Consider the following 26,017-nt stretch of genomic DNA (forward strand, 5'->3'; position numbering starts at 1 on the left):
CACTCAATAAGACACCAGCAAGGCCGATCCGCCCTCCCCGAATTTCGGCTCGATGCCGAGAATGGGAGCCGCACGGCTGATGATCTCGCGGGCGATCGGACCGGCGGTGCCGGCGGAGATCGTTCCGCCATAGGCTTTCTCGCCGGTCTTCGGCTCGTCGCAGAAGGTGATCACGGCATATCTGGGATCGTTGATCGGGAATGCGGCGATGAAGGAATTGAAATTCAGGGTTGCCGAATACCGCCCGTTCACCACCTTATCTGCCGTGCCGGTCTTGCTGCCGACGCCAAAGCCCGGCACGCGGGCGACACGCCCGGAACCCTTGTAGCCGTTGAAGTCGAGCAGATAGCGGATCTCGTCGCTGGTGGTCTTCTTAATGACCTGCGTGGCGATCTCATCGGCCTGTTCGCGGGTGCGCGGCAGGAATGTCGGCTCGATCAGCTTGCCGCCATTAACGAGAGCAGCAGCCGCCACCCCTGTCTGCAGCGCCGTCGTCGAAACGCCATGGCCGAAGGAAATCGTGATCGAATTGATCTTCTTCCAGACGCGCGGCTGGCTCGGCATCTTCACTTCGGGCAGTTCGGTCTGCATCTTCGTCAAGAGCCCGAACTTGGTCAGGTATTCCTTCTGCGCGTCGATGCCGACGATGTCGATGACGCGCGCCGTACCGATATTCGAAGAATACTGGAAAATCTCGGGAACAGTCAGCCAGCGGCGCTGCCCGTGAAAATCGTGGATGGTGAAGCCGCCGATATAGATCGATTTGCTGGCATCGAAACTGTCGGTCATCTTCACCTTGCCGCTATCGAGCGCCATGGCCAGCGAAAAGGTCTTGAAGGTCGAGCCCATTTCGAAGGTGCCGTTGGTCATCCGGTTGAGCCAACCCTCCTTGGCGCCTTCCTGCGGATCGTTCGGATCGAAATCCGGCGCCGATGCCATCGCCAGCACTTCCCCCGTATGCACGTCGATGACCGCGGCACCAGCGCCCTTGGACTGGAAGTTGGTGACGGCATTGACGACCGCGTCCCGGACGATGTTCTGCACGCGCAGGTCGATCGAAAGGCGCACCGGCTCGAGCGGCTGGTCGCTGGTCATGCCGACGGAGGCGAGATCGGCAAGCCCCTGGTCGTCGATAAATTTCTCCATGCCTGCAACACCGCGGTTATCGATGTTGACGTAACCGAGGATGTGCGCGGCGGTCGCCCCGCCCGGATAGAAGCGGCGTTTCTCCGGCCGGAAACCGATACCGGGAATGCCGAGCGCCAGGATCTGGCTCTGCTGCTTCGGCGTCAGTTGCCGGCGCAGCCAGGCGAAATGCGAGGTCTTGACCGAGAGCTTCTTGTAAGTGTCCCTGACGTCGAGCTCGGGCAGCACCGTTGCAAGCTTCTCGACCGCCTCGTCGGCGTCGACGATCTTGTTCGGCTCGGCAAACAGCGAGACGGTGCGGATGTCGGTCGCCAGCACCTCGCCGTTGCGGTCGAGAATGTCGGGCCGCGAAGCCATCAGCCGGTCGGGCGGCAGAATGCTGGAGACGACCTCCTGATCCTTCATCGCATATTCGACGAGACGACCGCCGATGACGGCGTAGACGCCCATGAAACCAAGGATCAGCAGGCCGACGCGGCTTTTTGCCTGCCCTGATTTCTTCTTTCGCGATCCCTCGATCGCCAGGCCGGCGGGGGAAGGACCGCCGAACCGGTTATAGACGCCGGCGGAGAAATGCGCCTGGCTCTTCAATACCATGATGCGGGAAAGAAACGACATTATTCCTCCACCGATCCGGTTTCGATCTGGTCTGCATCCTCTGCCTCGCCGCGTGGCGCAGGCATCGGAATGGGCTGCGCCTTGGCGGTGGCTTGCGCGCCCTTGGTGTCTGGTGCGCCTTTGGCGCTGGCCACGGTCGCGCCTTTGGCGCTGGCCACGGTCGCGCCTTTGGCGCTGGCCTTAGCCTCCGTCACGTCAGGCACGGGAACCTCGGATTTCAGCATCGGCAATTCCTTGGCATGCACGAGCGCCGTCGATTCCGTCGGCTGCAGCTTCAATTCTTCATTGTAGGCTTTGACCAGCCGCTCCAGCCGGTTCGGCTGCGATTGCAGCGCCCAGTCGGCCTTGAGAAGGTCGATCGTGTCCTTCTCGAGCTTGATCTCGGCTTCGAGGCGATGAACCTCCTCGAGCTTCAATTCGGCGCGGTGCTTGATCGTGTAGGTCACGGCGGCGGTGGCCGTCATGACGCCGATGAGCACGAGATCGAACGTCTTCAGCATATCAACCTCCAAGCTTTCCGAGACTGGCAAGATTGGGAAACCCGAAGAGTGACATATCCGCGGCTTCGGCGGCGGCTTCCGTCCTCAGGCCGGCGCGCAGCTTGGCGGAGCGGGCGCGCGGATTGATCTTGGCCTCCGCCTCGCTTGCCGAAACCATCGGCTTGCCGATCGCCGCAAAGGTTGCCGCCCGCTCATGCGCGACCGGCAGATGCCGCGAGCCCGACGCCTTGCCGGCGCGATCGGAGAAGAATTTCTTGACGATGCGGTCTTCGAGCGAATGAAAGGTGACGGCGACGAGCCGCCCGCCGGGTTTCAGCGCCGCTTCCGCCGCAAACAGCGCCTGCGCCAGTTCGCCGAGCTCGTCGTTGACGAAGATGCGCAATGCCTGGAAGACCCGCGTTGCCGGATGGATCTTGTCCTTCATCTTGCGCGGTGTAACGAGCTCGATGAGACCGGCGAGATCGCGGGTCGTTTCAAATGGCTTTTCGGCGCGGCGCTTCTCGATCGCATGGGCGATGCGCGGCGCCTGGCTTTCCTCGCCGAGAAAATGGAAGATGCGGATGAGATCGGCGACCTTGGCGCGGTTGACGACATCGGCGGCCGAAACGCCCTCGGCCGACATGCGCATGTCAAGCGGTCCATTCTTCTGGAAGGAGAAGCCACGCTCAGCCTCGTCGATCTGCATGGAGGAGACGCCGATATCAAGCACGACGCCGTCGAGCCCGCCTTGCGGCGCATGATCGGCAAGATGCGAGAATTGCGAATGAACAAGCTTGAAACGACCGCCATGGGCGGCGACCATCGCTTGGCCAGCCGCAATCGCCGTCGGATCGCGGTCGAGCGCAATCACCTCGGCGCCGGCAGCAAGGATGGCCGAACTGTAACCGCCCGCACCGAATGTACCGTCGAGGATGAGCTTGCCGGGCGCAGGCGCCAATGCCGCAAGGACTTCAGCGAGAAGAACAGGAATGTGACGAACCGGTCCGCCACCGGCATCAGTTGAACCTCCGCCAGGATTCGCCACCATTCCGTTCCCTCGTTCTTTCAGGAACGCTTGCCCGCCAGCTTGCGCTCCCCTCGTGCCTGCGCCTGTGCGGCCACAAAAGCCTGCGGCTGCCAGAGCTGAAAATGATCCGCCCGACCGACGAAGGTCACTTCGTCCGAGATGCCGGTGAAGCCGCGAATGAAATCCGTGACCATCAGCCGCCCCTCGGCGTCGAGCTTCATGAAGACCCCGCCTCCATGAATGAGAAGCGACATCTCGTTCGCATCCGGCGAAAACGGATCCTCCGCAGCAATCTGCCGTTCGAATCTTTCGAGAAGATCCGGACCGCCGACGCTGATCGCCGGAAACACAAAGTCCTGGAAGCAATAGAGCTCCTGAACATTGCGCTGCGCCAGCACGGAACGGAACGCCGAAGGCACGGAAACCCTGCCCTTGGCATCGATCCTGTTGGTCGCGTTCGAAAGGAAGCGGCTCATGACACGAAACATCCGTTCCCGCAGGGATCCGGACCAAAAGACGCCCGAAACTCCCGATATCAGGCACAGCTTCGCAAGCCGGATGAGCAAAAACCCCTCCGACGCTTCCGGAGAGGAAGACGCCTTTGCTTTGCGATGAATGGGCAGGTGATTGCCCTGGTGCAGTGCGCATTTGGGATAGCATGGGACCATATGGGCGTCAATGGGATGCGGCCATTTTGCAGTGGACGCATGATCAAAAATTTATAACCCGTTAAGTTTAACAAAGGGTTAGGATCACTCTCTCGCAAGAGGCGCGCAACCACGTTTCCGCAAAAAGAATTTCCGCCGGAGGGGTGCATCAGCGCCCGCTTGAAAGCGTTCGATTCCAGTGACTTATCTCGAAACGATCTCTGGATTCGGGGTTTTGTCGCGCCACAAGAGTTAATCGCCAGTTGGCCTGTAAGCCGGGTTCTGTATGGCTCCGGCGTGAACCGGAACGTGGCAGCCATTCCTCTGGGACAGCGTTCGCACGCTGCCTCACGCAACCCACCCGGATAACTGGCCTGGAAACCGGCCGGAAGGCCTTTCGGCCCGCCACGTCATCCCTATTCGGTCTTGCTCCCGGTGGGGTTTACCGTGCCATTTCCGTTGCCGGACATGCGGTGGGCTCTTACCCCACCCTTTCACCCTTACCTGTCATGACAGGCGGTTTGCTTTCTGTGGCACTTTCCCTGAGGTCGCCCTCGCCGGACGTTATCCGGCACCGTGTTTCCGTGGAGCCCGGACTTTCCTCACCCTACCGCCTTTCGGCATTGGTAAAGCGCGGCTGCCCAGCCAACTGGCAGGGCTCCCATAAACGAGAGAGATCGCAATTGCTATCGAAATAAATGATATCACCTAGAGCAATTCCAGCAAAACTGCGCAGCGGTTTTGCTGCCGGAATTGCGTAAGAATAAAAACAGGGAGCACTTCCGTGATTCGGAGAAAAACGGAAATGCTCTAGCGAAATTGCGGTGTGAAATCCGTCGAGTAGCCCTGTTCGCCGATTCCGCCTGACAAAAGCAGCTCGGCCCCAAGCCGGCCGATTTCGTCCGAGCTCTTGGCCGACGTGCCGGCGCAGCCCGTCAACACCGCGATCTCGGGCGATGAGCTATAGCCGATCATCGGATAGCCGCTTTCCGTAAACGACACGACGCAGGCGGCCGTTGAAATCGAAAGCGGCACGATATCGGGCAAGAGACCTTCAACGATGCGTTTGAGATGCGCGCGCACCGTATCGCGCCCCTCGGTCTTGAACCATGCGCGCATGTCCGTGTCGCCGTTGAGCGCCAGATCGTCAGGATCGCCGCCGATCTTCAGGTGGAATTTGCCGTCGGGATAGCGGATCGGCGGCAGCAGGTAGATTTCGATGCCGGGCGCCCTGAGAATGAGTGACGGCATCGTGGCTAGGCGCGCCGCATCGGCATCGCTTACCTCGAAAAGCGTCACGGTCCGGGCATAAACCGTCATGGCAACGGGCTGTGGCAACAGATTCTCCGCAATGGAAAATCCGCCTGCCGCCAGCAGCACCTTTTCAACGCGATAGGTCAGGCCACCGGCCGTCTCAACGACAGCCGATCCACCTTCGCTGCGGATCGAAACGACATGATCGCGGATGACAGTGGCGCCTGCCTTTTCCGCCAGCAGCGATTGGGCTTTCACAAGCTTGCGCGGACTGATGTGGCCGGCCCCCCTCGCCTCGAAGACGCCCGTGCCCCCATCGGGAAAGGCGAAGAAGGGAAAGGCAGCCTTCAGCCCCTGCTCGTCGAGCAGGCTGGCCTCGACGCCGAGCGAAACGGCAGCCCGCCGGGTCTTCTCGATATAATCGCCGCCCGTCGGCGCCACGACGACGCAGCCGACCTCGCGATAGAAATCGATGCCGCTGTCGCGGGCGATCTCGCCATAACGGCTGATCGAACGGTTGGCGAGCAGCGCCCAGTTGCGGTCGGGATCGATGGTACGGGTAATGCGCCCCTCGTCGTAATGGCTGGCGAAGACGCCCTGATGCGCCTTGCGGTCGGTAGGCTCGTCCGGCCCGATCACCGCGACACCATCCGCTTGCCGCGCCAGATGCCGCGCCGCCGCTGCCCCCATCAGCCCACGGCCGACGACAATATATTTGAAATCGACTGCCATGCAGCCTCCTCTAAACAATACAGTGCATCTTTTCAGACGCGCAAAAGACGCTGTAACACTTTGAATTGCTGAATAATTCCTGAAATAAATCCGATTTATGGAATCATGCAGCAGCGAAGACGGGCATCAACTCGCCACCAAAATCCTCATCACCGAGCCGTCCTTCCGCAAGAAGCACCGCTCCCAACCGCCCGAGTTCGTCGGAGGATTTTGCCGCGACAAAATTGCCGCCGGTCAGCACCGCGATGCGTGGCGACTGCGTAAATCCGGCATAGGGATAACCGGTCGGCGTGAAATTCGCCACGCAAGGCGCTGAGGTGACCGGGCAACCGGCAAGCTCCGGCATCAGTTGCAGGGCGACACCCGAGAGATGCTCACGCTCGGCAGCACTGCCGTCGGAACGGAACCACGCGCCGGCATCCTCCAGCCTGCCGAAGAAAAGCGCCTCGGTGTCGCCACCGAGTTTCAGATAGGTCTTGCCGTCGGGATAACGCACCGGCGGCAGGATATAGATGTGATCCTCTTCCCGGTCACCGAGCACGATCGTCGACGGCATATCGCCGAAGATCGCCATCTCGCGTTCGCCGATCTCGTAGAAGGCGACCGTTCGCGCCATGACCCTGATATCGACGGGACGCGGCAGCAGGGCATGGAAATTACTGAAACCGCCAGCGGCGACCAGCACGCGCTCGGCGCTGTAGCTTCTGTCGCCGGCCGTTACCTCGACATGAGAACCCGCATCACGCACCGATGTTGCGGTCGCCTCGATCAGCGAGACGCCGCCCTGTTCGGCAAGCTTTGCCTGCGCGCGCACCAGCGCCCGCGGGTTGATGTGGCCGGCGCGCTTGCGCTCGAAATATCCTGTGAAATCGGGATCGACGGCAAGATAGGGAAAACGTTGGCCGAGTTCCGACGGCGCGATGATCTCGATATCGCTGCCGAGCGTCCGGCCAACCGTCAGCGCCCTTTCGATATAGTCCTGCTCGCTCTCTGGCGCTGGACCGGCAAAGAGGCAGCCGACCTCCGAATAGAAGGAGATGCCGCTCTTTGCCTCGATCTCTCGGTAGCGGTCAAGCGCGCGGGCGGCGAAGGCTCCCCACGCAAGATTGCCGTCGAAGGTGCGGGTGATGCGCGCTTCGTCGTAATGGCTGGCGAAGACGCCGTGATGGGCCTTGCGCTCCTCCGGCTCACGCGGGCCGATCAGTGCAACGCCGTCGGCCATCGAGGAGAGATGCCGTGCGGCGGCTGCACCCATCATGCCGCGTCCGATGATGATGAACCTGAAATCGACTGCCATATCCCACCTCGCTAAATTCCAGCGATACCATGGCAATCATTTTGAATCATCCAGCTTGTCAGGGATAATCGCTTCAGGCTCAGAGCATTGCCAGAACCTTGCCGCAATAGGACTTGGACACCGGGTTCATGCGCGTGGCGCCATGGCCGGCATTGTATTTGAGGATGGTGTTGCAGGTCTCGCCACCACCGAGATCATGGGCGGCAGCCAGATATTTCATGCCGTACTTGATGTTCGTTTCCGGATCGAACAGGCCCTTGGCGCTGCCGGAATAGCCCATCATGCGGGCAGTTGCAGGCTTTATCTGCATCAGGCCGATTTCACCGTGGCTGCCGCGCGCATTCGGATTGAAATTGCTTTCGATGCGGATGACCGCGGTCGCAAGCGCAACCGGTACATCATATTGGTTCGCATATTTGCTGATCAGTGCGGAATAGGAATTGCCGGAAACAATGGCGACGGCATAACCGCTCTGGCGCTCGACCGTCTTCAGCGGGCGTTCCGCCGTCTTGAGCGGACGCTTCGCCGACTTGACCGAACGCTCCGCTTTCTTCAACGGACGCTCTGTCTTCTTCGAAGGACGCTCGACTTTCTTCACCGACGCATCGGCTCGCACACCCCAATCATTCGCAAAGGCAAAGCTATTTCCCGCCAGCACCATGCCAACGCATGTTGCAGCAACAACAATCAGTTTTCTCATGTAGTCTTGAACACTCCGACCCAAAGAATTTCCGGACGGCGCGCCTCGCTGTCATAATGAATACCAGATCAAGGATCGATCGGAATTCACGGTAATTCTTATCATTTCACATAGCGCCCGTGGTTTAACTCGAAAACAACCCCGAGCACCCCTTGGCGGACGTTCTTAGACCATCGCAATGAGGAGATAATAGGGAAATGATGTGGCAGGCCGAATTTCGCGCTGCAGTGCGAAATTCGGCGTTTCAGCAATTGTCGAGGAATCAGGAATAACGCGGCAAAGCCGACAGCAGCCGGTGCAACGTGTCGATCGTCGAGAAATCGGCGATGCCATCTATCCGTTCGGGCCGAAAATGCCGCTGGAAAGCTTCCACGTCGCCTGCCGTTTTTTCGGAGAATTCGCCCGTGATTTCAGTGCCGTAACCATAGAGCGACAGCATCGACTGCAGCGCCTCGACAGGCTGGCCTGTATCGCCGCGCTGGAAGAAGCGCCCGCCGGTGATCGTTGCCGGCTCGACCCAGTGCCCGATGCCAGCCCGGTGGAGCTCGGCCCAGGGAAATTTCTCGCCCGGATCGACCTTGCGGATCGGGGCGACATCGGAATGCCCGAGCACCCGTTCCGGCACGATCGACCAACGTTTGACACAGTCGCGACACAATTCAATGACCGCGGCGATCTGCTCTTTCGGATAATCAGGGAGCCCGCCGGGGTGGCCGGCATTGGCGATCTCGATGCCGATCGACAGCGAATTGATATCGGTCTCGCCGTGCCAGTTGCTTTTTCCCGCATGCCAGGCACGCCGCATTTCCGGCACGAGCTGCACCACCTCGCCATTCTCATGCACGAAATAATGGCTGGAAACCTGGCTCTCGGCGCGAGAGAGCCAGTCGAGCGCACCATCTGCCGTCGGCATGCCGGTATAGTGCAGCAGGATCATGTCGGGACGGCGCCCGTCCGCCCGCTCGCCATGGTTCGGCGAAGGCTGCACACGCGCGCTTCTGCAGTCGGCCTCGAAAGAGGTCATGCTGCGCGGCGTTCCTTCTCGATCGCCTCATAGGCCGCGTTCAGCGCCGCCATGCGCTCATTGGCGATCACATGGAATTCCTTCGGCACGCCACGCGAGATCAACCGATCGGGATGATGTTCGCTGACGAGGCCGTGGTAACGGCGGCGGATGGTCGGGAAATCATCCGAAGGCGAGACGCCGAGCACCTTGTAGGGATCGCCGCCGGACGAGACGTGGCGGGCGGCAATCTGCTCGAAGCGGGTCTCGCTCATCTGAAAGATCTCGCCGATATGGCGCAGGAAATTCAGTTCCTTTTCGTGAATCAGCCCGTCGGCCTTGGCGATGTGGAAGAGGCCGTCGAGCACGTCTTCCAACACTGGGCAATTGGCCGCACAGGTAACGCAGAGCGTGGAGAGCCGTTCGGCATAGGCTTCGTAGCCGGCGACGTCCTGCCGCGCGAGGTTGTAAAGCCTGGCGACATTTTTCGCCTGATCCTGCGGAAACTCGAAGATTTCGCGGAAGGCTTCGACCTCCTTCTCGCTGACGATGCCGTCGGCCTTGGCCATCTTGGCCGACAGAGCGATGATCGCCACGGAGAAAGCCACCTTACGCCGGGTCTCGGGATCGCCTTCAAAAACCGTGCGGATAGCCTCGACCACCGCAGACAGCGCATTGCCTGCGGTATTGCCAATGGCATTCAACAGTTTTTCCCAGAAGGACATCGAAAATCTCACACACTTGTCAACTTATAGAGAAACAGCTTGACCAAAGAATCGTAGCCTTTGCAAGGCGACTATTGGTCGTAGGGCCGAACACAGTTTTCACGATTTGGTAATTGTCGCACCGCAGCAAACGATTCATCACGCCCACTTTCATCTCGCATGAGGGCATGGCCGGCGGTCGCCGGCATTGCCCTGGCACCTGGTTCCAGCGCGCGCGACGGAAATTTCCATGGGAACTCCCGTCGCGTAGACCGGGCCTGAAACGATTATATCAGCACTTCCCGTCGCCTTAGCGGTCCGACACGGCAGAGTGGCGCATTTTTCGTAAATTCTTTACTTTACAGGGCCCTTTCCCTGCCGCATCCATGCGCTAGCTAACGCTGCCGCACCGAAACACCGTAGGAGGGATCATGGCCAAACAGAAAGTCGCAATGCTGACCGCCGGAGGCCTGGCGCCCTGTCTTTCATCCGCCGTCGGCGGCCTCATCGAACGCTATAGCGACGTGGCGCCCGAGCTCGAAATCGTCGCCTACAAATCAGGCTACCAGGGTGTGCTCCTCGGCGACAGCATCGAGATCACCCCAGCGATACGCGAAAAGGCGCCGCTTCTGCACCGCTACGGCGGCTCGCCGATCGGCAATAGCCGCGTCAAGCTCACCAATACCGCCGACTGCGTCAAGCGCGGCCTGGTCAAGGAAGGCGAGAACCCGCTGCGGATCGCCGCCGAACGACTCGCCAATGACGGCATCACCATTCTCCACACGATCGGCGGCGACGACACCAACACCACGGCCGCCGATCTTGCCGCCTACCTCGCCGCCAACGGCTACGATCTCACCGTCGTCGGCCTGCCGAAGACTGTCGACAACGACGTCGTGCCGATCCGCCAGTCGCTCGGCGCCTGGACGGCCGCCGAAGTCGGGGCGCATTTCTTCGACAATGTCGGCAACGAACAGACGGCCGCCCCCCGCACCCTCGTCATCCATGAAGTCATGGGCCGCCATTGTGGCTGGCTGACGGCCGCCACCGCCCGCGCCTATCTCCAGCGCACCAGCCGCAACCAGTACGTCGACGGCCTGATGATGGACGCGCACCTGAAGAGCATCGACGCCGTCTACCTGCCTGAGATGGCCTTCGACCTCGACGCCGAGGCCGCCCGCCTGAAGGAAAGCATGGACCGTAACGGCCACGCCACGGTCTTCGTCTCGGAAGGTGCCTGCCTCGACGCCATCGTCGCCGAGCGCGAAGCCGCCGGCGAGACCGTCAAGCGCGATGCTTTCGGCCATGTGAAGATCGACACGATCAATGTCGGCGCCTGGTTCCAAAAGCAGTTCGCCAATCTCCTCGACGCCGAGCGTTCCCTCGTGCAGAAATCGGGCTATTTTGCCCGCTCGGCCCCCGCTAACGCCGATGACCTGAGGCTGATCCAGAGCATGGTCGATCTCGCCGTCGAAAGCGCGCTCAATAAAGTCTCCGGCGTCACCGGCCATGATGAAGGCCAGAACGGTAAATTGCGCACTATAGAATTCCCGCGCATCAAGGGCGGCAAGGCTTTTGACCTTTCGACGGCATGGTTTGCCGAAGTCATGGACAATATAGGCCAGAAATACAAAGAAGCGTGATTGACGGATGGTTAATATGATGTCTTTGCTTGTTCCTGAGGAATAGGAGGAGACACCATGTCACTTGAAGCTTGGCTCGCTTTTGCGGCCGCATCCGCCATCATGCTGGCCATACCGGGGCCGACGATACTGCTCGTCGTTTCCTATGCGCTCGGTCATGGACGCAGGACGGCGTTCGCGACGGTGGGCGGCGTGGCGCTTGGTGACTTCACGGCGATGACGGCTTCCCTCTTCGGTCTCGGCGCCGTTCTGGCCGCCTCCGCGACCCTCTTCACTGTCTTGAAGTGGATCGGCGGCGCCTACCTGATCTGGCTGGGAATCAAGCTCTGGCGGGCTCCCATCATTGGCGAACCGGTTGCCGACAACGACAACCTGCCGGAGGAGAAGTCCCTCAAGATCTTCCTCCACGCCTATGTCGTCACCGCCCTCAATCCGAAGAGCATCATCTTCTTCGTCGCCTTCGTGCCGCAGTTCCTCAATCCGGCCCTGCCCTTCGTCGGGCAGATGGCGATCATGGAAGCGACTTTCCTCGTGCTGGCGATCCTCAACGCTTCCACCTACGCCTTTCTCGCCCATAGCGCGCGCGGACTGATTCGCAAGGCGAGCATCCAGCGCGCTGTAAACCGCACCGGAGGCACTCTGCTGATCGCTGCAGGGGCCGTAACGGCTGGGTATCGCCGTATTGCAGCCTAGTAATATTCCGTGGTTGCCGGAATGCCACGAATAGGTTAATGGGGTCACCAGGGACTTAGGCTTTTGGTAACTTTTATACGCTGCCGGGGCGGCGCGATTTCACGAAAGTGGCGGAATGGTAGCGATCGGATTATCCGGCCTGAAACGCAGTCTTGTCGTCTCGACGATACTCTGCGGCGTGATGACGGGATGTACGAGCGTCGAATATACGTCCCAGGCCGAACTGACAGCCGCGCAGACCGTCGTGCCGATGCCGAAACCCGGTGAAGATGCAACACTCGCCGCGATCCCGACAGCCGGAGGCGCAGCCGGTCAGGCGGTGGCAGGCGCCACCATTCCCCAGGCATCCTCCTCTCTGACCGCAACAGCGATGCCGGCCGTGACAGCTTCTCAGCCTGGCGATCTTACCATGCAGCCGACGGCCTATGCGCAGATCCCGCTGACGCCCGAAATGACGGCGATCCAGTCCGTCGTGCCGACGCCGCGTCCGGGAACGCCGACCCAGCCGACGACGCAGCTTGCCTTTGCAGCGACACCGCAAAACAGCGCGCTTGCAGCACTTGCCGCCGTCGACACCACCCCGCGCGCCAGCATGGACTACGGTTTCGACGAATCCGGGCCGATCGATCCGCCGACGGCGCCGCCGATGTTTAGCGATGACGACAAAGACGATGCGCCGACCGTCGAGAAGAGCTTTGTCACCAAGCTCATCCAGAAATATTCGAAAATCTACGAAATTCCCGAGACTCTTCTCCATCGCGTCGTCCATCGCGAGAGCCGCTATAATGCGAAGGCCTACAACAAGCGTGGCTATTTCGGCCTGATGCAGATCAAGTACAACACCGCCAAGTCCATGGGTTACGACGGTGCCCCGGGCGGCCTCTTCGATGCCGAGACCAACATCAAATATGCCGCGAAATATCTGCGCGGCGCATGGCTCGTTTCCGACAGTCGGGAAGACGATGCCGTCCGCCTCTATGCGCGCGGCTATTATTATGACGCCAAGCGCAAGGGCATGACAGACATCGCCCAAGGTAACTATTGAGACCGGCTGAAACTACAGCCATCCCTTGAATATGCAGGAGAGATAGTGGCTGAATAAGCCCCAGCCTATGGCTGCGGCTGGGTCTGTTGTTGCGATCCGGCCTGTTGTTGCTGCTCTCCCGGTTGTGGCAATGCCGCCAGGATCGCCTTCAGCAGCGTCTGCGGCTGATAGTCGAGCCTGCTCGGCGTCAGGCCAAGCCTGACGACCACCAGATTGGCGGAAGGCACGATCGCCATGCTCTGCCCGTCGTGGCCCGTCAACCAGAACGTATCCTCAGGCAGCCCGGCCTCAGCGCTCGAGCCGCGACCGGGTGCGAGCCAGGCCTGGCCCTGCGTATACCGCCCGTTCGAAGCCGCCGTCGGGGTGCGCATGGCGCCGACAAAACCCTCCGGCAACAGTCGCTGTCCGTTCCACACGCCGTCTTGCAGCAGGAACTGCCCAAAGCGCGCCCAGTCATGCGCCGTCGCATAAAGATAGGAGCTTCCGGCAAACGTGCCGCGCGCATCGAGTTCGAATACGGCGCTTGTCATGCCGAGCGGGGCAAACAACGCGTCGTGCGGATAGGAAAAAGCCGCCTGAGCATTGCCGACCCTGTCCATCCAGATGCGCGAGAGCAGCACGGCCGTGCCGCTAGAATAGCGGAAGCGTTGGCCGGGCGCTGCCTCCATCGGTGCATTGGCCGGCAGCGATACCATGTCGGTATCGAGATAGAGCATGCGCGTGACATCGGCGACGTCGCCATAGTCTTCGTTAAAGGCAAGGCCGCTCTCCATGCCGAGCAGATCGGAAACCTTGATTCTGGCGCGCGCATCGTTCTTCCACTGCGCCAACAGGTTATCATCGTCGAAGGAGACCTTGCCGCCAAGCATCAGCCGGCCGAGGACTGCCGCATTCACGGTCTTCGTCATCGACCAGCCGATCAACGGCGTCTTCGCCGAGAAGCCGGGGCCATAGGCCTCAGCGACGATGCGACCATTGCGCACCACCACGATCGCCCGCATTGCCGGGCCGGCAATTCCGGCATCGGCAAGCAGCGCGGCGATCTTCCCGTCCGCCGGATTGCCGGTCCCCTCGCCCTCCGGCCACAAGGCGTCATTCGCCTGCATTTTGGCCGGCGGATCGAAGGGCGCTGCCTTCGCAGCCGCCTCGAAATTGCCGTCCGGGACGCTCGTGCAGCCGAAAGCGCCGCGATAGAGCGCATAACTCGGCGCAAACAGTCCCATGAAGCGCGCCGTCACGCGATCGTTGTCGGGGTCGACGCTGACACGCACCAGCCGCAGTAGCGGATTTCCAGGCGCCTGGACGTCGTCATGGAGCACATCCTCCGCCTCCCGGCCGGCGATGAACACGTTGGAGCAGACGATCTTGGCGGCATAACCGTCGCCGACGCTGAGCAGTTCCGGTGGCCGGATGAACAGCCAGCCGGCCGCGGCGACGATGATGACTACGAGAAGGAGAGCAAGCGCCTTCATGATACGCAGGACAAATCGCATGGCATTCCTCCATGCCGGGAGAGAAGCAGGAATCACACGCGCCGGAAAGGGGCCGAAGCGAAGAAGGACCATCGTCCCGATCACTTTCCCAGGAGTGCCATTCTGGTCGCTCTCCGGAGGAGGCCGAAGCCTCCCAGGAACGGCTCCCCCACAGCCCGCGTCATCAAACTGTAGCAGAGGCGCGCTACACGCCCTGAACGCTAAAAAGGTGACAGACTCATGTCAGAATTTGCACCGGATGCCGGCTTCCGCAAGAACCGGAAACTCAAGGATGCCCTTCTCCGCCATAAGGCCTTTTCGAAGGATGGCTTTTCCGAGCGTCTCTTCGGCCTTCTTTTCTCCGGCCTCGTCTATCCGCAGATCTGGGAGGATCCGGATCTCGACATGCAGGCGATGGAGCTGAAGCCCAATCATCGCATCGTTACCATCGGCTCCGGCGGCTGCAACATGCTCGCCTATCTCTCCAAGGCGCCGGCCTCGATCGACGTCGTCGATCTCAACCCGCACCACATCGCGCTGAACCGCCTGAAGCTTGCCGCCTTCAAACATCTTCCAGGTCACGCCGATCTCGTCCGCTTCCTGGCAATGCCGAACGAGAAGTCGAACAGCCGTGCCTACGACCAGCATCTTGCCGCCCGCCTCGATGAGGCAACCCGCAGCTACTGGAACGGCCGCAAGTTCGGCCGCCGCCGCGTCACCGTTTTCGATCGCAACATTTACGAAACGGGTCTGCTCGGCCGCTTCATCGGCGCGGCCCACCTTCTTGCCCGCCTGCATGGCGTCAAACTGCGCGAGATGACCAAGACCCGCTCGATCCGCGAGCAGCGCCAGTTCTTCGACGAGCAGATCGCGCCGCTCTTCGAAAAGCCGGTCGTGCGCTGGATTACCGGCCGTAAGAGCTCGCTCTTCGGCCTCGGCATTCCGCCGCAGCAATATGACGAACTCGCAAGCCTTGCCGCCGATCATTCGATCGCACCGGTGCTGAAGCATCGCCTGGAAAAGCTCGCCTGTCATTTCCCGATGAGCGACAATTATTTCGCCTGGCAGGCCTTCGGCCGCCGTTACGGCACCGAAGCGGAGGGCCCGCTGCCGACCTATCTGAAGTCGGAGCACTATCAGGTGATCCGCGCCAATGTCGACCGCGTCAACGTTCACCACGCAAGCTTCACCGAGCTTCTGGCCCGCGAGCCGGCCGCCTCGCGCGACCGCTACATTCTGCTCGACGCGCAGGACTGGATGACGGACGAGCAGCTGAACGACGTCTGGACGGAAATCACCCGCACGGCGCGCGAAGGCGCCCGCGTGATCTTCCGCACCGCCGCCGAAAAGAGCATCATCGAAGGCCGCCTGGCTCCGGCGATCCGCGGCCAATGGGATTACTTCGAGGAAAAGTCGCGTGAACTGACTGCGCTCGATCGCTCGGCAATCTACGGCGGCTTCCACATCTACGGGAAGAAGGCGTGAGCAAGGTCGGTACTGAGACGGCAGGACAGAGCGACCAACATGCCAGCCTCATGGATGGCATGTACCGCTACCAGCGGCACATCTACGACCTGACCCGCAAATATTATCTTCTCGGCCGCGACAGCACGATCCGCAATCTCGACGTGGCCGAAGGCGGCAGCCTTCTGGAAGTCGGCTGCGGCACCGGGCGCAACATGGCCTTCGCCCACAGGCATTTCCCGACCGCCAAGCTGTTCGGCCTCGACATTTCCCAGGAGATGCTGATTTCGGCACGCAAGACCTTCGCCACCAAGGCGACGATCCCGGAATTCCGCGTCGCCGACGCCACGGCATTCACACCGCGTGAATTCGGCGTCAGCGGCTTCGACCGCATCCTGATCTCCTATGCCTTGTCGATGATCCCGGACTGGGAGCGCGCCGTCGATGCTTCGATCGCCGCACTCAATCCCGGCGGCCAACTGCACATTGTCGATTTCGGCCAGCAGGAAGGCTTGCCGGGCTGGTTCCGGCGCATGCTGCAGTCCTGGCTTGCGAAATTCCACGTCACCCCGCGCCCCGATCTGCGCGAGGTCCTGGAAGCGCAAGCCCATGAAAACAACGCGACATTGGTGTTCGATGCCGTCGGCGGCGGTTATGCCTGGCGGGCAGCTATTATCAGCAAGCGCTCATAATTCGCTTGAAACTAACCGATTTTTTACGTTGATATGATGAAAAGAGGGTTATCCTCTGCTGACTCGTCTTTTTCGAAGGTCAGGTTGTGGGGCAAAAAGATCATTCGAGCTACGACGGGACGCCCATGCGCCGGCTTTTGTTTTGCGTTTTGCCCCTAGCCATCCTGCTGGCCGGCTGCAGTTCCTCCGGCTATGACTATCTCGAAACGGCGTCGATCAAACCGAAGACGCGCTTCAAGGATACCGATCCGCAGGATTTCGGTCCGAAGCATCCCCAGCAGAACCAGGTCCACGGCATCGATATCTCCAAATGGCAGGGCGATATCGATTGGCGCACGGTAAAGAACTCTGGTGTCGCTTTCGCCTTCATCAAGGCAACGGAAGGCAAGGACAGGGTCGATCCGCGCTTCGACGAATACTGGCGCGAGGCCCGCGCCGCCGGCATCCCCCACGCTCCCTATCATTTCTATTATTTCTGCTCTTCGGCCGATCAGCAGGCCGACTGGTTCATCCGTAACGTACCGAAGGAGGCCATGCGCCTGCCGCCGGTGCTCGACGTCGAATGGAACGCCGAATCGAAAACCTGCCGCTACCGCCCCGACGCTGAAACGGTGCGCGCCGAAATGCAGCGTTTCATGGACCGGTTGGAAGCCTATTACGGCAGGCGCCCGATCATCTATACCTCGGTCGATTTCCACCGCGAAAATCTCGCCGGCTACTTCCAGGATTATCATTTCTGGGTTCGTTCGGTGGCAAAACACCCCGAGGTGACCTATTCCGACCGCCGCTGGGCCTTCTGGCAATATACCTCGACCGGCGTCATTCCCGGCATCAGCGGTCCGACCGATATCAATGTCTTTGCCGGCAGTGCAAAGAACTGGAACAATTGGGTCGCAGCCGTTTCCAAGGATAGAAATTCTTAGTAACGTCCTGCGATGTTTCTTGCTTCCGTCACATTCATCTGTGAAAGCGACGGGAAATCTTTTTGATATAAGGACCGCATCCATGCACCGCTCGCTCGCAAGCTGCTCTGCACTCGCCCTCCTGTTTGCGCTTGCCCTCGCCGGCGTCGCGGCCGCCCAGCAGGCGCCTGACGCAGCCCCGGCCGCACCCTGCGGCGGCGATCTGTCCGCCTTCCTCGAAGGTGTCAAGAAAGACGCAGTCGCAGCCGGCGCCAGTGCGGCAGCCGCCGACGAGGCCTTCGCCGGCGCCGAGATCGACCCCAAGGTCCTGAGCCGGGATCGCGCCCAGGGCGTCTTCAAGCAGACCTTCCTCGAATTCTCCCAGCGCACCGTCAGCCAGGCCCGCCTCGACATCGGCCGCCAGAAGATGAAGCAATATGCCGACGTCTTTGCCCGCGCCGAGCAGGATTTCGGCGTGCCCCCGGGCGTCATCACCGCCTTCTGGGCGATGGAAACCGATTTCGGCGCCGTCCAGGGCGATTTCAACACCCGCAACGCTCTTGTGACGCTGTCGCATGATTGCCGTCGCCCGGAACTCTTCCGTCCGCAGCTGATCGCTCTTATTGAGATGGTCCAGCACGGCGACCTCGACCCCGCCACCAATACCGGCGCCTGGGCCGGCGAGATCGGCCAAGTGCAAATGCTGCCGCGCGACATCATTGCCTATGGCATGGATGGCGACGGCGACGGTCATATCCGCCTGAAGCAGAGCGGCCCGGACGCCATCCTGACGGCGGCGAAATTCATCCAGCACCTCGGCTTCGAGCGCGGCCAGCCCTGGCTGCAGGAAGTGACCGTGCCCGATAACCTGCCCTTTGAGAAGTCCGGTCTTGGCGGCACGATGAAAGCGGGAGAATGGTTCGCGCTCGGCGTCAAGCCGCGCGACGGCAATACCGCCTTCGGCAACTTGGAAGGCGATCTCGTTCTGCCACAAGGCCGCATGGGACCGGCTTTTATCGCCTATCCCAATTTCAAGATCTATCTCGAATGGAACAAGTCGTTCATCTACACGACCTCGGCCGCCTATTTCGGGACACGCCTTTCGGGCGCCGAACCCTATCTCAAGGGCGTGCCGGAACAGGGGCTTGCCAGCGACCAGATGAAGGCGCTGCAGACCAAACTGCAGTCGCTCGGCCATGATGTCGGCGAGATCGACGGTATCCTCGGCTCCGGCACACGTGTCGCGATCCAGAAGGAACAGCAGCGCCTCGGCATGCCGGCCGACGGCTGGGCGACGCCTGCCCTCCTCAACGCCCTCTGATCCCAGCTGACACCCTGCCGCCGCTCGCTTCGCAAGAAACGGGTGGCGCCGTTCGCCGCCTGCGCTAAAGCATCAAGCGAGCGGCTTGCGGTGGAGGAATCGGCGTGGACAGCAGGATGAATGCCTGGACCTGGGGTCTGCTGGTCCTGCTCGGCTTGATCTGGGGCGGCTCATTCTTCTTTGCCCGCATCGCCGTCCAGCACGTGCCGCCGCTGACCCTCGTCTTCTTCAGGCTGCTGCTCGCAGCGCTGGCGCTGCATATCTATATCGCCGGCCGTTTCGACTTCTATGCGATCCTCAAAGCCCGCTGGCGCGAATTCCTGATCCTCGGGCTCATCAACAATGCCCTGCCGCATGCGCTGATCTTCTTCGGCCAGACCCGCATCGGCGCCGGTCTTGCGGCGATCCTGAATGCGACGACACCGATCTGGACCGTGCTGATCGCCAACTACTTCACCTCAGACGAGAAGCTGTCGCCGGCAAAGATCGCCGGCTGCCTGGTCGGCCTGGCCGGAACGATCGTGCTGATCGGCCCCGGCATGTCGGCCGGTGGCGAAGCCCCGCTCTGGGCGCTGCTTCTTCCCGTGCTTGCTGCGATCTCCTATGGTTTCGCCGCCACTTACGGAAAACGCTTCAAGAATGTTCCCGCCCCTGTTACCGCAGCCGGCCAGTTGACCGCCTCTTCGCTGATTGCGCTGCCGCTGTCGCTGCTGGCCGATCGCCCCTGGGCGCTTGCCGCACCGCCGCTCGATGCCCTCCTCGCCATCCTGGCACTGGCGCTGCTGTCGACCGCCTTCGGCTACATCCTCTATTTCCGGATCATGGCAACGGCCGGCGCCACCAATGCCTCGCTCGTCACCCTGCTGGTGCCGCCGAGCGCCATCCTTCTCGGCGTGCTCTTCCTCGGCGAAAGGCTGGCCCTGAGCGAGTTTGCCGGCATGGCGCTGATCGGTTTCGGCCTCGTCATTCTCGACGGCCGCGCCTATCGCCTGCTGGCCAAGGCCGCCTAAAGCCGGTTGCGAATTCCACATGTTTTCAACCGGTTGCGATCCCGCCATGTTTTGGGCGCATAGGTAAATACGCAATCGCCTGATTTAACGGCATGTTAAATTGTGTGAACAAAAATTTGTTGAGAATTATCGATTTATTTCAAAAGCTTGCGAGAGCACTATTCGACTTATCCACCGAACCCTTCTGCAGCGCAGCATAAGATCTGCTTCCCAACCGACATATTTCAGACATATTATTGGCCGGTTAACGCGAGGAGACAGACATGGGACTCACGCAATCCTTGAATGTTCTGTTGGTCAGTGCAGCGTTTGCTTTCGTCTTGTCCATGCTCTTCATCTGAGCTGGCCGACGAAAGTGTAATGACTGATAGTGCCTAAACTCCTGAATAGCTGATCAATCCGCCAACGAAAAAGCGCATGTCCCGCCCGACATGCGCTTTTCACTTTTACAGCGCCGCGTGTCCTTCAGACGCGCAAAGATCAGGCGGCAGCGCCAGCACTTTTTGTTTCGCGGCGGGGCGGGAGAGGCCGAGATTGTCGAGCACGGCGGAAACCAGCGGCGCACGGTTCATCGTATAGAGATGGAAGTCGTGGATGCCGCGCCGGACGAGATCTTCGATCTGTTCGGCAGCGACTTCGGCGGCGACCTTCGCCCGCTCCTCGGGCTTGTCGTCGAAGCCTGCAAAGCGCTCGTCGAGAAAGGCGGGGATAACAGTGCCGCAGGCCCCGGCGAAGCGCTTCAGCTGCGTCAGGTTCTGGATCGGCATGATGCCGGGCACGACAGGGATCGAGATGCCGGCGCCGCGCACCCGCTCCAGGTAGCGCTCGAAATTGTCGTTGTCGAAGAAGAACTGCGTCAGTGCCCGGTCGGCGCCATTGTCGGCCTTGCGCTTCAGCATGTCGATATCGGCCGCCGTATCGCGGCTCTCCGGGTGTTTTTCCGGATAGGCGGAAACCGAAATCTCGAAATCGCCGATTTCCTTCAGGCCGGCCACCAGCTCCGCCGCATTGGCATATCCGCCGGGATGCGGCTGGTAGGGCACGCCGGCACCACCGGGCGCATCGCCGCGCAGCGCCACGAAATGCGTCACACCGGCTTTGCGGAACGTGTCGACCACCTGATGCGTCTCTTCCTTGGTCGCGCCGACGCAGGTGAGATGCGAGGCGGTGGCAAGCGGCGTCTGCGACAGGAACCGCGTGACGGTGGTCAGCGTCGGCGCTCTGGTGGTGCCGCCGGCGCCATAGGTTACCGACACGAAATCCGGGTCCCAGTCCTGCAACTGGCTGACGGTATGCCAGAGCTGCCCTTCCATCTCCTCCGATTTCGGCGGGAAAAATTCGAAAGAGACCCTGATGTTGCGGCCGCGCGCATCGTTTTTCAAAGCCATGTTATACCCTCCCGGCAAATGTAGGTTCGGCGCCTTCGCTCGTCTGCGAAGCCATGAGGCGCCTCGGATCGCGCGCGAGCCAGACGGTGACCGTCAACCCCTGCCCGCTTTGCTGACCCGGATGAAGATCGACGACCTGCTCGACGTCGAGCCCGGCCTTGCGTAACCAGTCGGACATCGCCTGGTGCGAAAAACCGAGACGGACATGCGCATGCTCGCCGCGGAGATATTCGAGCGTGTGCGGCGCAAGGTCGATGACCACGAGCCGGCCGCCCGGCCGGAGCATGCGCGCCGCTTCCGCGATCGCAATCTCCGGCTGATCGAAGAAATGCAGCACCTGATGGATCGTCACCAGATCGAAGTCCTGTCCCTCGAAAGGCAGGTTCAGGATATCGGCGTGGCGCACGGTGGCCTTGGTGATGCGGGACTTGTCGAGATTGGCGCGGGCCACGCTCAGCATGTCGCGGCTGGCATCGACGCCGGTCGCCCTGCGGTAGAGCCCGGACAGGAGTTCGAGGATGCGGCCGGTGCCGGTGCCAAGATCGAGCAGCGAGTCGATCGGCTGGCTGCCGAGCAGCCGGATGACGGCAGCGTCGACCTCCTCATCGGCCGCATGCAGGCGGCGAAGTTCGTCCCATTCGGCCGCGTTGCGGCTGAAATAGGCCTGTGCCCGCTCGGCGCGCTGGCGCTTGACCAGCGAAAGCCGCTCGCCGTCGCGAAGGATGGTCGGATCGTTCTCGGAAACATGCTTCAGCAACGCCCGCACCAGCATGGCTGCCTTACCGTCCTGCTTGAGGCGGAAATACGCCCAGGCGCCCTCCTGGTAGCGTTCGATCAGTTCGGCCTCGCCAAGCAGCTTCAGGTGGCGGGAGATGCGGGGCTGGGATTGGCCGAGAATTTCGGTAAGATCGGTCACCGTCAGATCGCCGCCGTCAAGAAGCGCCAGAAGACGCAAGCGCGTGGGCTCGCCGGCCGCCTTCAAGACGTCCACCAGCGCATCCAGTCCAAGCTTCAAGGGTTCGCTCATCTTCGATCCAATCAAGATATAAAGATATCTTTATGTGATTTGAAAAGCGGTGGCAAGCGGCAATTCGCACTCTCCGCGAAATTGGCTGCTCAGATTGCGACAAGGCGCGACATGAAAAAGCCCCGGCCGAACCGGGGCTTCCGCAAGCAAAAATGAGTGAAATCAGCGGGTCAGGCGCTTGTGAGCCTGGCTGCCCGGGTTGAGGGCGTCGGGGCCGAGACGGCGAACCTTGTCCTGTTCATAATCCTCGAAGTTGCCTTCGAACCATTCGACATGGCCGTCGCCTTCGAAAGCCAGGATATGCGTCGCCAGACGGTCGAGAAACATGCGATCGTGGCTGATGATGATGGCGCAGCCGGCAAAGTTCTCCAGCGCGTTTTCCAAGGCACCCAGCGTTTCCGTATCGAGGTCGTTGGTCGGTTCGTCGAGCAGCAGAACGTTGCCGCCGGCCTTCAGCATCTTGGCAAGGTGAACACGGTTGCGCTGACCACCAGAGAGATTGCCGACCTTCTGCTGCTGGTCGCCGCCCTTGAAGTTAAAGGCGCCGCAATAGGCACGGGAGTTCATGTCGAACTTACCAAGCTTGATGATTTCGGCGCCGCCGGAGATTTCCTCCCAGACCGTCTTGTCGGCCGCAAGGGTGTCACGGCTCTGGTCGACATAACCGAGATGCACGGTCTCGCCGATGCGGATCGAACCGCCATCCGGCGTTTCCTGGCCAGTGATCATCCTGAATAGCGTCGTCTTACCGGCGCCGTTCGGGCCGATGATGCCGACGATGCCGCCTGGCGGCAGCTTGATCGACAGGTCGTTGATCAGCGTGCGGCCCTCGAAGCCCTTGGTGATGCCGTCCATCTCGATGACCACCTGGCCGAGGCGCTCGCTGACCGGGATGATGATCTGTGCGTCGCCGGGACGCTGCTTCTCGGCGGCATCCACCAACTGCTCGTAGGACTTGATACGCGCCTTGGACTTGGCCTGACGGGCTTTCGGGCTGGACGCGATCCATTCCTGTTCGCGGCTGATCGCCTTCTGGCGCGATGCATCTTCGCGGCTTTCCTGCAGCATCCGCTTGGCTTTCGCCTGCAGGTAGGCCGAATAGTTGCCTTCGTAGGGAATGCCACGGCCGCGGTCGAGTTCGAGGATCCAGCCGGTGACGTTGTCCAGGAAGTAGCGATCGTGGGTAATCATCATCACGGCGCCCGGATAGTCGCGCAGATGTTTTTCGAGCCAGGCGATGGTTTCGGCGTCCAGGTGGTTGGTCGGTTCGTCGAGCAGCAGCAGATCCGGCTGCGAAAGCAGCAGGCGGCAGAGCGCGACACGGCGTCGCTCACCACCCGAAAGGCTGGTGACATCGGCGTCACGCGGCGGGCAGCGTAGCGCTTCCATCGCCATTTCGACCTGGCTTTCCAGATCCCAGAGGTTCTGGCTGTCGATGACGTCCTGAAGCTTGGCGCCCTCTTCCGCCGTCTCATCGGAATAGTTCATCATCAATTCGTTGTAGCGATCGAGGACAGCCGTCTTCGAGGCAACGCCTTCCATGACGTTCTCGAACACCGTCTTGTTTGCATCGAGGTGCGGCTCCTGCTCGAGGTAGCCGACCGTCGCACCTTCGGCGAGCCAGGCTTCGCCGGTATACTCCTTGTCCTGGCCCGCGATGATGCGCAGTACGGTGGATTTACCCGCGCCGTTCGGACCGAGGATACCGATCTTGGCATCGGGGTAGAACGAAAGGTGGATATTCTCCAGGATCTTCTTGTTGCCATAGGCCTTGTTGAGGCCGGACATATGATAGATGAACTGACGTGCCATGCTGCGCTGCTCCGGGCGGGAAACTTTGATTGTGCCGCTATGTAGGCGAAACAGCGCCTCCGGGCAACGCCGAAACCCGGTTTACTCAGGAATTCCGGTCAAAAGCCCGCAGCGTCGACGACGCCCTCGTCGCAGCCGAACGACGTTTTTCCAGCGCCCTGGATCAGATCGGCAAGCCCGGCACTTTTCGCCGATGCCGCTCCGGCAGCTTCCGAAAGCCCGATCGTCAGCTCGCTGATCATCCTGATATTGCCGGCCCGCCGGCAGCTCATCTTGACACGATCGCCGGCACCCGGCCCGAAGCTCTTGTCGAAAGCCGCCTTGATCGCTTCGGCCTTGACCGGTTTGCCGATATTGGCAGCGAAGAGATCGCGCACGGCCGACGCGTTGAGTGCGCCCACGAGGTGCACGCCGACGCCGAAATAGTCGTCGGCGCTCATCTTCGTGCAGGTGCCATGCTTCACCCACTCATGCCGTTCCAGGCCGGACTGCGTGCCGGGCATCGCCTTTGCGAGCGCCGCCTGCGTCTCCGCCGCAAGCGTGACCTCCGGCAGCTTGTTCCAGTCGCCGTCCTTGTCGGCGGTCTTCTGATCGGCGCTCACGCCACAATAATCCTGCCGCATCGGCCAAAGCCCGTGCAACGAAAAGTTCGTCGCATCATGGCGCTCCGTGGCCTGTGTAGCGCATTCAGGCTTCTTCTGGTTTGTCTGGCAAAAAGCCGGCTGCCAGCTTGCCGCCAGAATGAAGCGGGTGCGCCCGCCAGCCTCCTGCGCCATGGCAGCGCCGGCAATAACCATCGACACAGCGAACGACAAGGTACGCAACTGCATGCTGCTCATTTCAACCCCCAAAAAAGAACAATACAGGAACAAATAAGCATGAAGATTGAAAGGCCGCAACCCTGAATCGCAACAAGGCCCCAATTTGTTGTCGGATAATCAAACGCCCATGTTGCAATTACCCAGCGATCTGGTCTGTTGCCGCCGGGAGGATCCACATGTTTGCTGAAACGCAAAGGCTCGTCGTGCCGGGGGCATCGCTGGCCTACCACCATGCCGAGGCCGAAGCTGCGGCCCGCGGCATCCTGTTGATATCGCATGGCTTGGCCGAACATTCGAAACGATACCGCTCCTTTGCCGAGGCGATGGCAGAGCGCGGCTATCACGTCTATGCCCACGATCATCGAGGCCACGGCGAGACGACGGCGTCCGATGCGCCGATCGGCCGCTTTGCCAGGCGGGGTGGCGTTGAAAGGGTGATCGGCGACGTCATCGCTATGCGTAGCCATGCGGCCTCCCGTCGTCCCGGCCTGCCGGTGATCCTCTTTGGCCATTCGATGGGCGGCCTCATCGCCCTCAACGCTGCCGTCACAGCTCCGGCCGACTTCGACGCCGTCGCCGTCTGGAATTCGAATTTCGCCGTCGGCCTTGCCGGCCGCGCCGCCCAGGCAATCCTGCTTGCCGAGCGCATGCTGAAGGGCTCCGACGTGCCGAGCGGCCTGCTGCCGAAGCTTACCTTCGGCACCTGGGGCAAATCCATTGCCGGCCGCCGCACCGAGTTCGATTGGCTGTCGCGTCTTCCCGATGAAGTCGACAAGTACGTCAGCGATCCACTCTGCGGCTTCGACGCCTCGGTCTCTCTCTGGCTCGATCTCTTCGAGCTGACCTTCCGCGCGCCGCATAAAATCCATCTCGACCGGCTGGCGCGGGATATGCCGATCCATTTGGTCGGCGGCGGAGAAGACCCGGCGACGGAACGTGGAAAAGCCGTGCTCTGGCTGTCAAACCATTTGAAAGGCAAAGGCTTCTCCCGTATCAGCACTGAGATATATCAGGACATGCGGCACGAAACATTGAATGAGATCGGCGCGCATGCGGCGATCGCAGCCTTCGCGGACTGGTGCGACAGGGCCGTCGCAAGATCCTGAGCGACCAATATCCT

The 26,017-nt window shown here is 61.1% G+C and carries 23 protein-coding genes and 1 other RNA gene; 9 read left to right on the top strand and 15 right to left on the bottom strand.

The window, feature by feature from the left end; genetic code table 11:
• Positions 1–3: 3 nt before the first annotated feature.
• The 10 genes from ACM5SV_RS15365 to ACM5SV_RS15410 all read right to left on the bottom strand — a co-directional run bounded on the left by ACM5SV_RS15365 (position 4) and on the right by ACM5SV_RS15410 (position 9,628).
• Positions 4–1,764 carry a peptidoglycan D,D-transpeptidase FtsI family protein gene (locus ACM5SV_RS15365; protein WP_012758292.1) on the bottom strand — a complete coding sequence of 587 codons (1,761 nt, stop codon included), beginning with the start codon at positions 1,762–1,764 and terminating at the stop codon, positions 4–6.
• The gene (gene ftsL, locus ACM5SV_RS15370; RefSeq protein WP_012758293.1) at positions 1,764–2,264 is read right to left on the bottom strand and encodes a cell division protein FtsL; all 501 of its coding nucleotides are present in this window, start codon (positions 2,262–2,264) and stop codon (positions 1,764–1,766) included. The genes ACM5SV_RS15365 and ftsL overlap by 1 nt, the downstream gene beginning before the upstream one ends.
• A 1-nt stretch (position 2,265) precedes the next feature.
• Positions 2,266–3,291, bottom strand: coding sequence for a 16S rRNA (cytosine(1402)-N(4))-methyltransferase RsmH (gene rsmH / locus ACM5SV_RS15375; protein ID WP_222014180.1), 1,026 nt, complete (start codon positions 3,289–3,291; stop codon positions 2,266–2,268).
• 17 nt (positions 3,292–3,308) lie between these two features.
• A complete protein-coding gene (gene mraZ, locus ACM5SV_RS15380; RefSeq protein ID WP_024320776.1) occupies positions 3,309–3,746 on the bottom strand; it encodes a division/cell wall cluster transcriptional repressor MraZ in 438 nt (145 codons plus the stop codon).
• 426 nt (positions 3,747–4,172) lie between these two features.
• An RNA gene (gene rnpB, locus ACM5SV_RS15385) (RNase P RNA component class A) lies at positions 4,173–4,570 on the bottom strand.
• Between the two features lie 157 nt (positions 4,571–4,727).
• Positions 4,728–5,903, bottom strand: a complete 1,176-nt coding sequence (locus ACM5SV_RS15390) for an NAD(P)/FAD-dependent oxidoreductase (RefSeq protein ID WP_113545215.1) — start codon at positions 5,901–5,903, stop codon at positions 4,728–4,730.
• Positions 5,904–6,006: 103 nt separating this feature from the next.
• Positions 6,007–7,200, bottom strand: coding sequence for an NAD(P)/FAD-dependent oxidoreductase (locus ACM5SV_RS15395; RefSeq protein ID WP_012758297.1), 1,194 nt, complete (start codon positions 7,198–7,200; stop codon positions 6,007–6,009).
• A 79-nt stretch (positions 7,201–7,279) separates the two neighbouring features.
• Positions 7,280–7,900 (bottom strand): lytic transglycosylase domain-containing protein, encoded by a 621-nt coding sequence (locus ACM5SV_RS15400; RefSeq protein WP_012758298.1) that lies wholly within the window; start codon positions 7,898–7,900, stop codon positions 7,280–7,282.
• 262 nt (positions 7,901–8,162) lie between these two features.
• Positions 8,163–8,924: an N-acetylmuramoyl-L-alanine amidase gene (locus ACM5SV_RS15405; RefSeq protein WP_012758299.1), complete on the bottom strand. Its 762-nt coding sequence runs from the start codon at positions 8,922–8,924 to the stop codon at positions 8,163–8,165.
• A complete protein-coding gene (locus ACM5SV_RS15410; protein ID WP_003561040.1) occupies positions 8,921–9,628 on the bottom strand; it encodes a J domain-containing protein in 708 nt (235 codons plus the stop codon). Before ACM5SV_RS15410 ends, ACM5SV_RS15405 begins: the two co-directional genes overlap by 4 nt.
• Positions 9,629–10,038: 410 nt before the next feature.
• Between ACM5SV_RS15410 and ACM5SV_RS15415 the strand changes: the two genes are divergently transcribed.
• The 3 genes from ACM5SV_RS15415 to ACM5SV_RS15425 all read left to right on the top strand — a co-directional run bounded on the left by ACM5SV_RS15415 (position 10,039) and on the right by ACM5SV_RS15425 (position 12,988).
• Positions 10,039–11,250, top strand: coding sequence for a pyrophosphate--fructose-6-phosphate 1-phosphotransferase (locus ACM5SV_RS15415; RefSeq protein WP_222014181.1), 1,212 nt, complete (start codon positions 10,039–10,041; stop codon positions 11,248–11,250).
• Between the two features lie 57 nt (positions 11,251–11,307).
• Positions 11,308–11,943: a LysE family translocator gene (locus tag ACM5SV_RS15420; RefSeq protein ID WP_065280696.1), complete on the top strand. Its 636-nt coding sequence runs from the start codon at positions 11,308–11,310 to the stop codon at positions 11,941–11,943.
• Positions 11,944–12,058: 115 nt separating this feature from the next.
• Positions 12,059–12,988, top strand: a complete 930-nt coding sequence (locus ACM5SV_RS15425; RefSeq protein ID WP_221967437.1) for a lytic transglycosylase domain-containing protein — start codon at positions 12,059–12,061, stop codon at positions 12,986–12,988.
• A 65-nt stretch (positions 12,989–13,053) separates the two neighbouring features.
• On the opposite strand, the gene ACM5SV_RS15430 is transcribed toward ACM5SV_RS15425, so the two are convergent.
• Positions 13,054–14,481 carry a serine hydrolase domain-containing protein gene (locus tag ACM5SV_RS15430; RefSeq protein WP_113545218.1) on the bottom strand — a complete coding sequence of 476 codons (1,428 nt, stop codon included), beginning with the start codon at positions 14,479–14,481 and terminating at the stop codon, positions 13,054–13,056.
• A gap of 219 nt (positions 14,482–14,700) precedes the next feature.
• Between ACM5SV_RS15430 and ACM5SV_RS15435 the strand changes: the two genes are divergently transcribed.
• The 5 genes from ACM5SV_RS15435 to ACM5SV_RS15455 all read left to right on the top strand — a co-directional run bounded on the left by ACM5SV_RS15435 (position 14,701) and on the right by ACM5SV_RS15455 (position 19,849).
• Positions 14,701–15,945: a DUF3419 family protein gene (locus ACM5SV_RS15435; RefSeq protein ID WP_012758304.1), complete on the top strand. Its 1,245-nt coding sequence runs from the start codon at positions 14,701–14,703 to the stop codon at positions 15,943–15,945.
• Complete coding sequence (locus tag ACM5SV_RS15440) at positions 15,942–16,616, top strand: class I SAM-dependent methyltransferase (protein WP_012758305.1); 675 nt, start codon at positions 15,942–15,944, stop codon at positions 16,614–16,616. The genes ACM5SV_RS15435 and ACM5SV_RS15440 overlap by 4 nt, the downstream gene beginning before the upstream one ends.
• Positions 16,617–16,741: 125 nt before the next feature.
• A complete protein-coding gene (locus ACM5SV_RS15445) occupies positions 16,742–17,539 on the top strand; it encodes a GH25 family lysozyme (RefSeq protein WP_012758306.1) in 798 nt (265 codons plus the stop codon).
• An 82-nt stretch (positions 17,540–17,621) separates the two neighbouring features.
• On the top strand, positions 17,622–18,839 hold the full coding sequence (locus tag ACM5SV_RS15450) for a lytic murein transglycosylase (protein ID WP_012758307.1): 1,218 nt from the start codon (positions 17,622–17,624) through the stop codon (positions 18,837–18,839).
• A gap of 104 nt (positions 18,840–18,943) precedes the next feature.
• Positions 18,944–19,849, top strand: coding sequence for a DMT family transporter (locus ACM5SV_RS15455; RefSeq protein WP_012758308.1), 906 nt, complete (start codon positions 18,944–18,946; stop codon positions 19,847–19,849).
• 446 nt (positions 19,850–20,295) lie between these two features.
• Here ACM5SV_RS15455 and metF read toward each other — a convergent pair whose 3' ends face one another.
• From metF to ACM5SV_RS15475, 4 genes are all read right to left on the bottom strand, one after another.
• Entirely contained in the window at positions 20,296–21,237 is a 942-nt protein-coding gene (metF, locus tag ACM5SV_RS15460; protein WP_012758309.1) for a methylenetetrahydrofolate reductase [NAD(P)H], read from the bottom strand.
• 1 nt (position 21,238) lies between these two features.
• A complete protein-coding gene (locus ACM5SV_RS15465) occupies positions 21,239–22,264 on the bottom strand; it encodes an ArsR/SmtB family transcription factor (RefSeq protein ID WP_012758310.1) in 1,026 nt (341 codons plus the stop codon).
• A gap of 162 nt (positions 22,265–22,426) precedes the next feature.
• Positions 22,427–24,076 carry an energy-dependent translational throttle protein EttA gene (gene ettA, locus ACM5SV_RS15470; RefSeq protein ID WP_012758311.1) on the bottom strand — a complete coding sequence of 550 codons (1,650 nt, stop codon included), beginning with the start codon at positions 24,074–24,076 and terminating at the stop codon, positions 22,427–22,429.
• A gap of 98 nt (positions 24,077–24,174) precedes the next feature.
• The gene (locus ACM5SV_RS15475; protein ID WP_012758312.1) at positions 24,175–24,915 is read right to left on the bottom strand and encodes a ribonuclease T2 family protein; all 741 of its coding nucleotides are present in this window, start codon (positions 24,913–24,915) and stop codon (positions 24,175–24,177) included.
• Positions 24,916–25,073: 158 nt separating this feature from the next.
• Between ACM5SV_RS15475 and ACM5SV_RS15480 the strand changes: the two genes are divergently transcribed.
• Positions 25,074–26,003, top strand: a complete 930-nt coding sequence (locus ACM5SV_RS15480) for an alpha/beta fold hydrolase (protein WP_222014182.1) — start codon at positions 25,074–25,076, stop codon at positions 26,001–26,003.
• Positions 26,004–26,017: the final 14 nt, after the last annotated feature.

It is taken from the genome of Rhizobium sp. CRRU65 (assembly GCF_048551595.1).
GTDB classification, from domain to species: Bacteria; Pseudomonadota; Alphaproteobacteria; order Rhizobiales; family Rhizobiaceae; genus Rhizobium; species Rhizobium leguminosarum_J.

Excerpts from the sequence above, each read along its gene's own strand:
- ACM5SV_RS15365 (WP_012758292.1), bottom strand. The coding sequence starts at position 1,764 with ATGTCGTTTCTTTCCCGCATCATGGTATTGAAGAGCCAGGCGCATTTC.
- ftsL (WP_012758293.1), bottom strand. The coding sequence starts at position 2,264 with ATGCTGAAGACGTTCGATCTCGTGCTCATCGGCGTCATGACGGCCACC.
- rsmH (WP_222014180.1), bottom strand. The coding sequence starts at position 3,291 with ATGGTGGCGAATCCTGGCGGAGGTTCAACTGATGCCGGTGGCGGACCG.
- mraZ (WP_024320776.1), bottom strand. The coding sequence starts at position 3,746 with ATGAGCCGCTTCCTTTCGAACGCGACCAACAGGATCGATGCCAAGGGC.
- ACM5SV_RS15390 (WP_113545215.1), bottom strand. The coding sequence starts at position 5,903 with ATGGCAGTCGATTTCAAATATATTGTCGTCGGCCGTGGGCTGATGGGG.
- ACM5SV_RS15395 (WP_012758297.1), bottom strand. The coding sequence starts at position 7,200 with ATGGCAGTCGATTTCAGGTTCATCATCATCGGACGCGGCATGATGGGT.
- ACM5SV_RS15400 (WP_012758298.1), bottom strand. The coding sequence starts at position 7,900 with ATGAGAAAACTGATTGTTGTTGCTGCAACATGCGTTGGCATGGTGCTG.
- ACM5SV_RS15405 (WP_012758299.1), bottom strand. The coding sequence starts at position 8,924 with ATGACCTCTTTCGAGGCCGACTGCAGAAGCGCGCGTGTGCAGCCTTCG.
- ACM5SV_RS15410 (WP_003561040.1), bottom strand. The coding sequence starts at position 9,628 with ATGTCCTTCTGGGAAAAACTGTTGAATGCCATTGGCAATACCGCAGGC.
- ACM5SV_RS15415 (WP_222014181.1), top strand. The coding sequence starts at position 10,039 with ATGGCCAAACAGAAAGTCGCAATGCTGACCGCCGGAGGCCTGGCGCCC.
- ACM5SV_RS15420 (WP_065280696.1), top strand. The coding sequence starts at position 11,308 with ATGTCACTTGAAGCTTGGCTCGCTTTTGCGGCCGCATCCGCCATCATG.
- ACM5SV_RS15425 (WP_221967437.1), top strand. The coding sequence starts at position 12,059 with ATGGTAGCGATCGGATTATCCGGCCTGAAACGCAGTCTTGTCGTCTCG.
- ACM5SV_RS15430 (WP_113545218.1), bottom strand. The coding sequence starts at position 14,481 with ATGCGATTTGTCCTGCGTATCATGAAGGCGCTTGCTCTCCTTCTCGTA.
- ACM5SV_RS15435 (WP_012758304.1), top strand. The coding sequence starts at position 14,701 with ATGTCAGAATTTGCACCGGATGCCGGCTTCCGCAAGAACCGGAAACTC.
- ACM5SV_RS15445 (WP_012758306.1), top strand. The coding sequence starts at position 16,742 with ATGCGCCGGCTTTTGTTTTGCGTTTTGCCCCTAGCCATCCTGCTGGCC.
- ACM5SV_RS15450 (WP_012758307.1), top strand. The coding sequence starts at position 17,622 with ATGCACCGCTCGCTCGCAAGCTGCTCTGCACTCGCCCTCCTGTTTGCG.
- metF (WP_012758309.1), bottom strand. The coding sequence starts at position 21,237 with ATGGCTTTGAAAAACGATGCGCGCGGCCGCAACATCAGGGTCTCTTTC.
- ACM5SV_RS15465 (WP_012758310.1), bottom strand. The coding sequence starts at position 22,264 with ATGAGCGAACCCTTGAAGCTTGGACTGGATGCGCTGGTGGACGTCTTG.
- ettA (WP_012758311.1), bottom strand. The coding sequence starts at position 24,076 with ATGGCACGTCAGTTCATCTATCATATGTCCGGCCTCAACAAGGCCTAT.
- ACM5SV_RS15475 (WP_012758312.1), bottom strand. The coding sequence starts at position 24,915 with ATGAGCAGCATGCAGTTGCGTACCTTGTCGTTCGCTGTGTCGATGGTT.
- ACM5SV_RS15480 (WP_222014182.1), top strand. The coding sequence starts at position 25,074 with ATGTTTGCTGAAACGCAAAGGCTCGTCGTGCCGGGGGCATCGCTGGCC.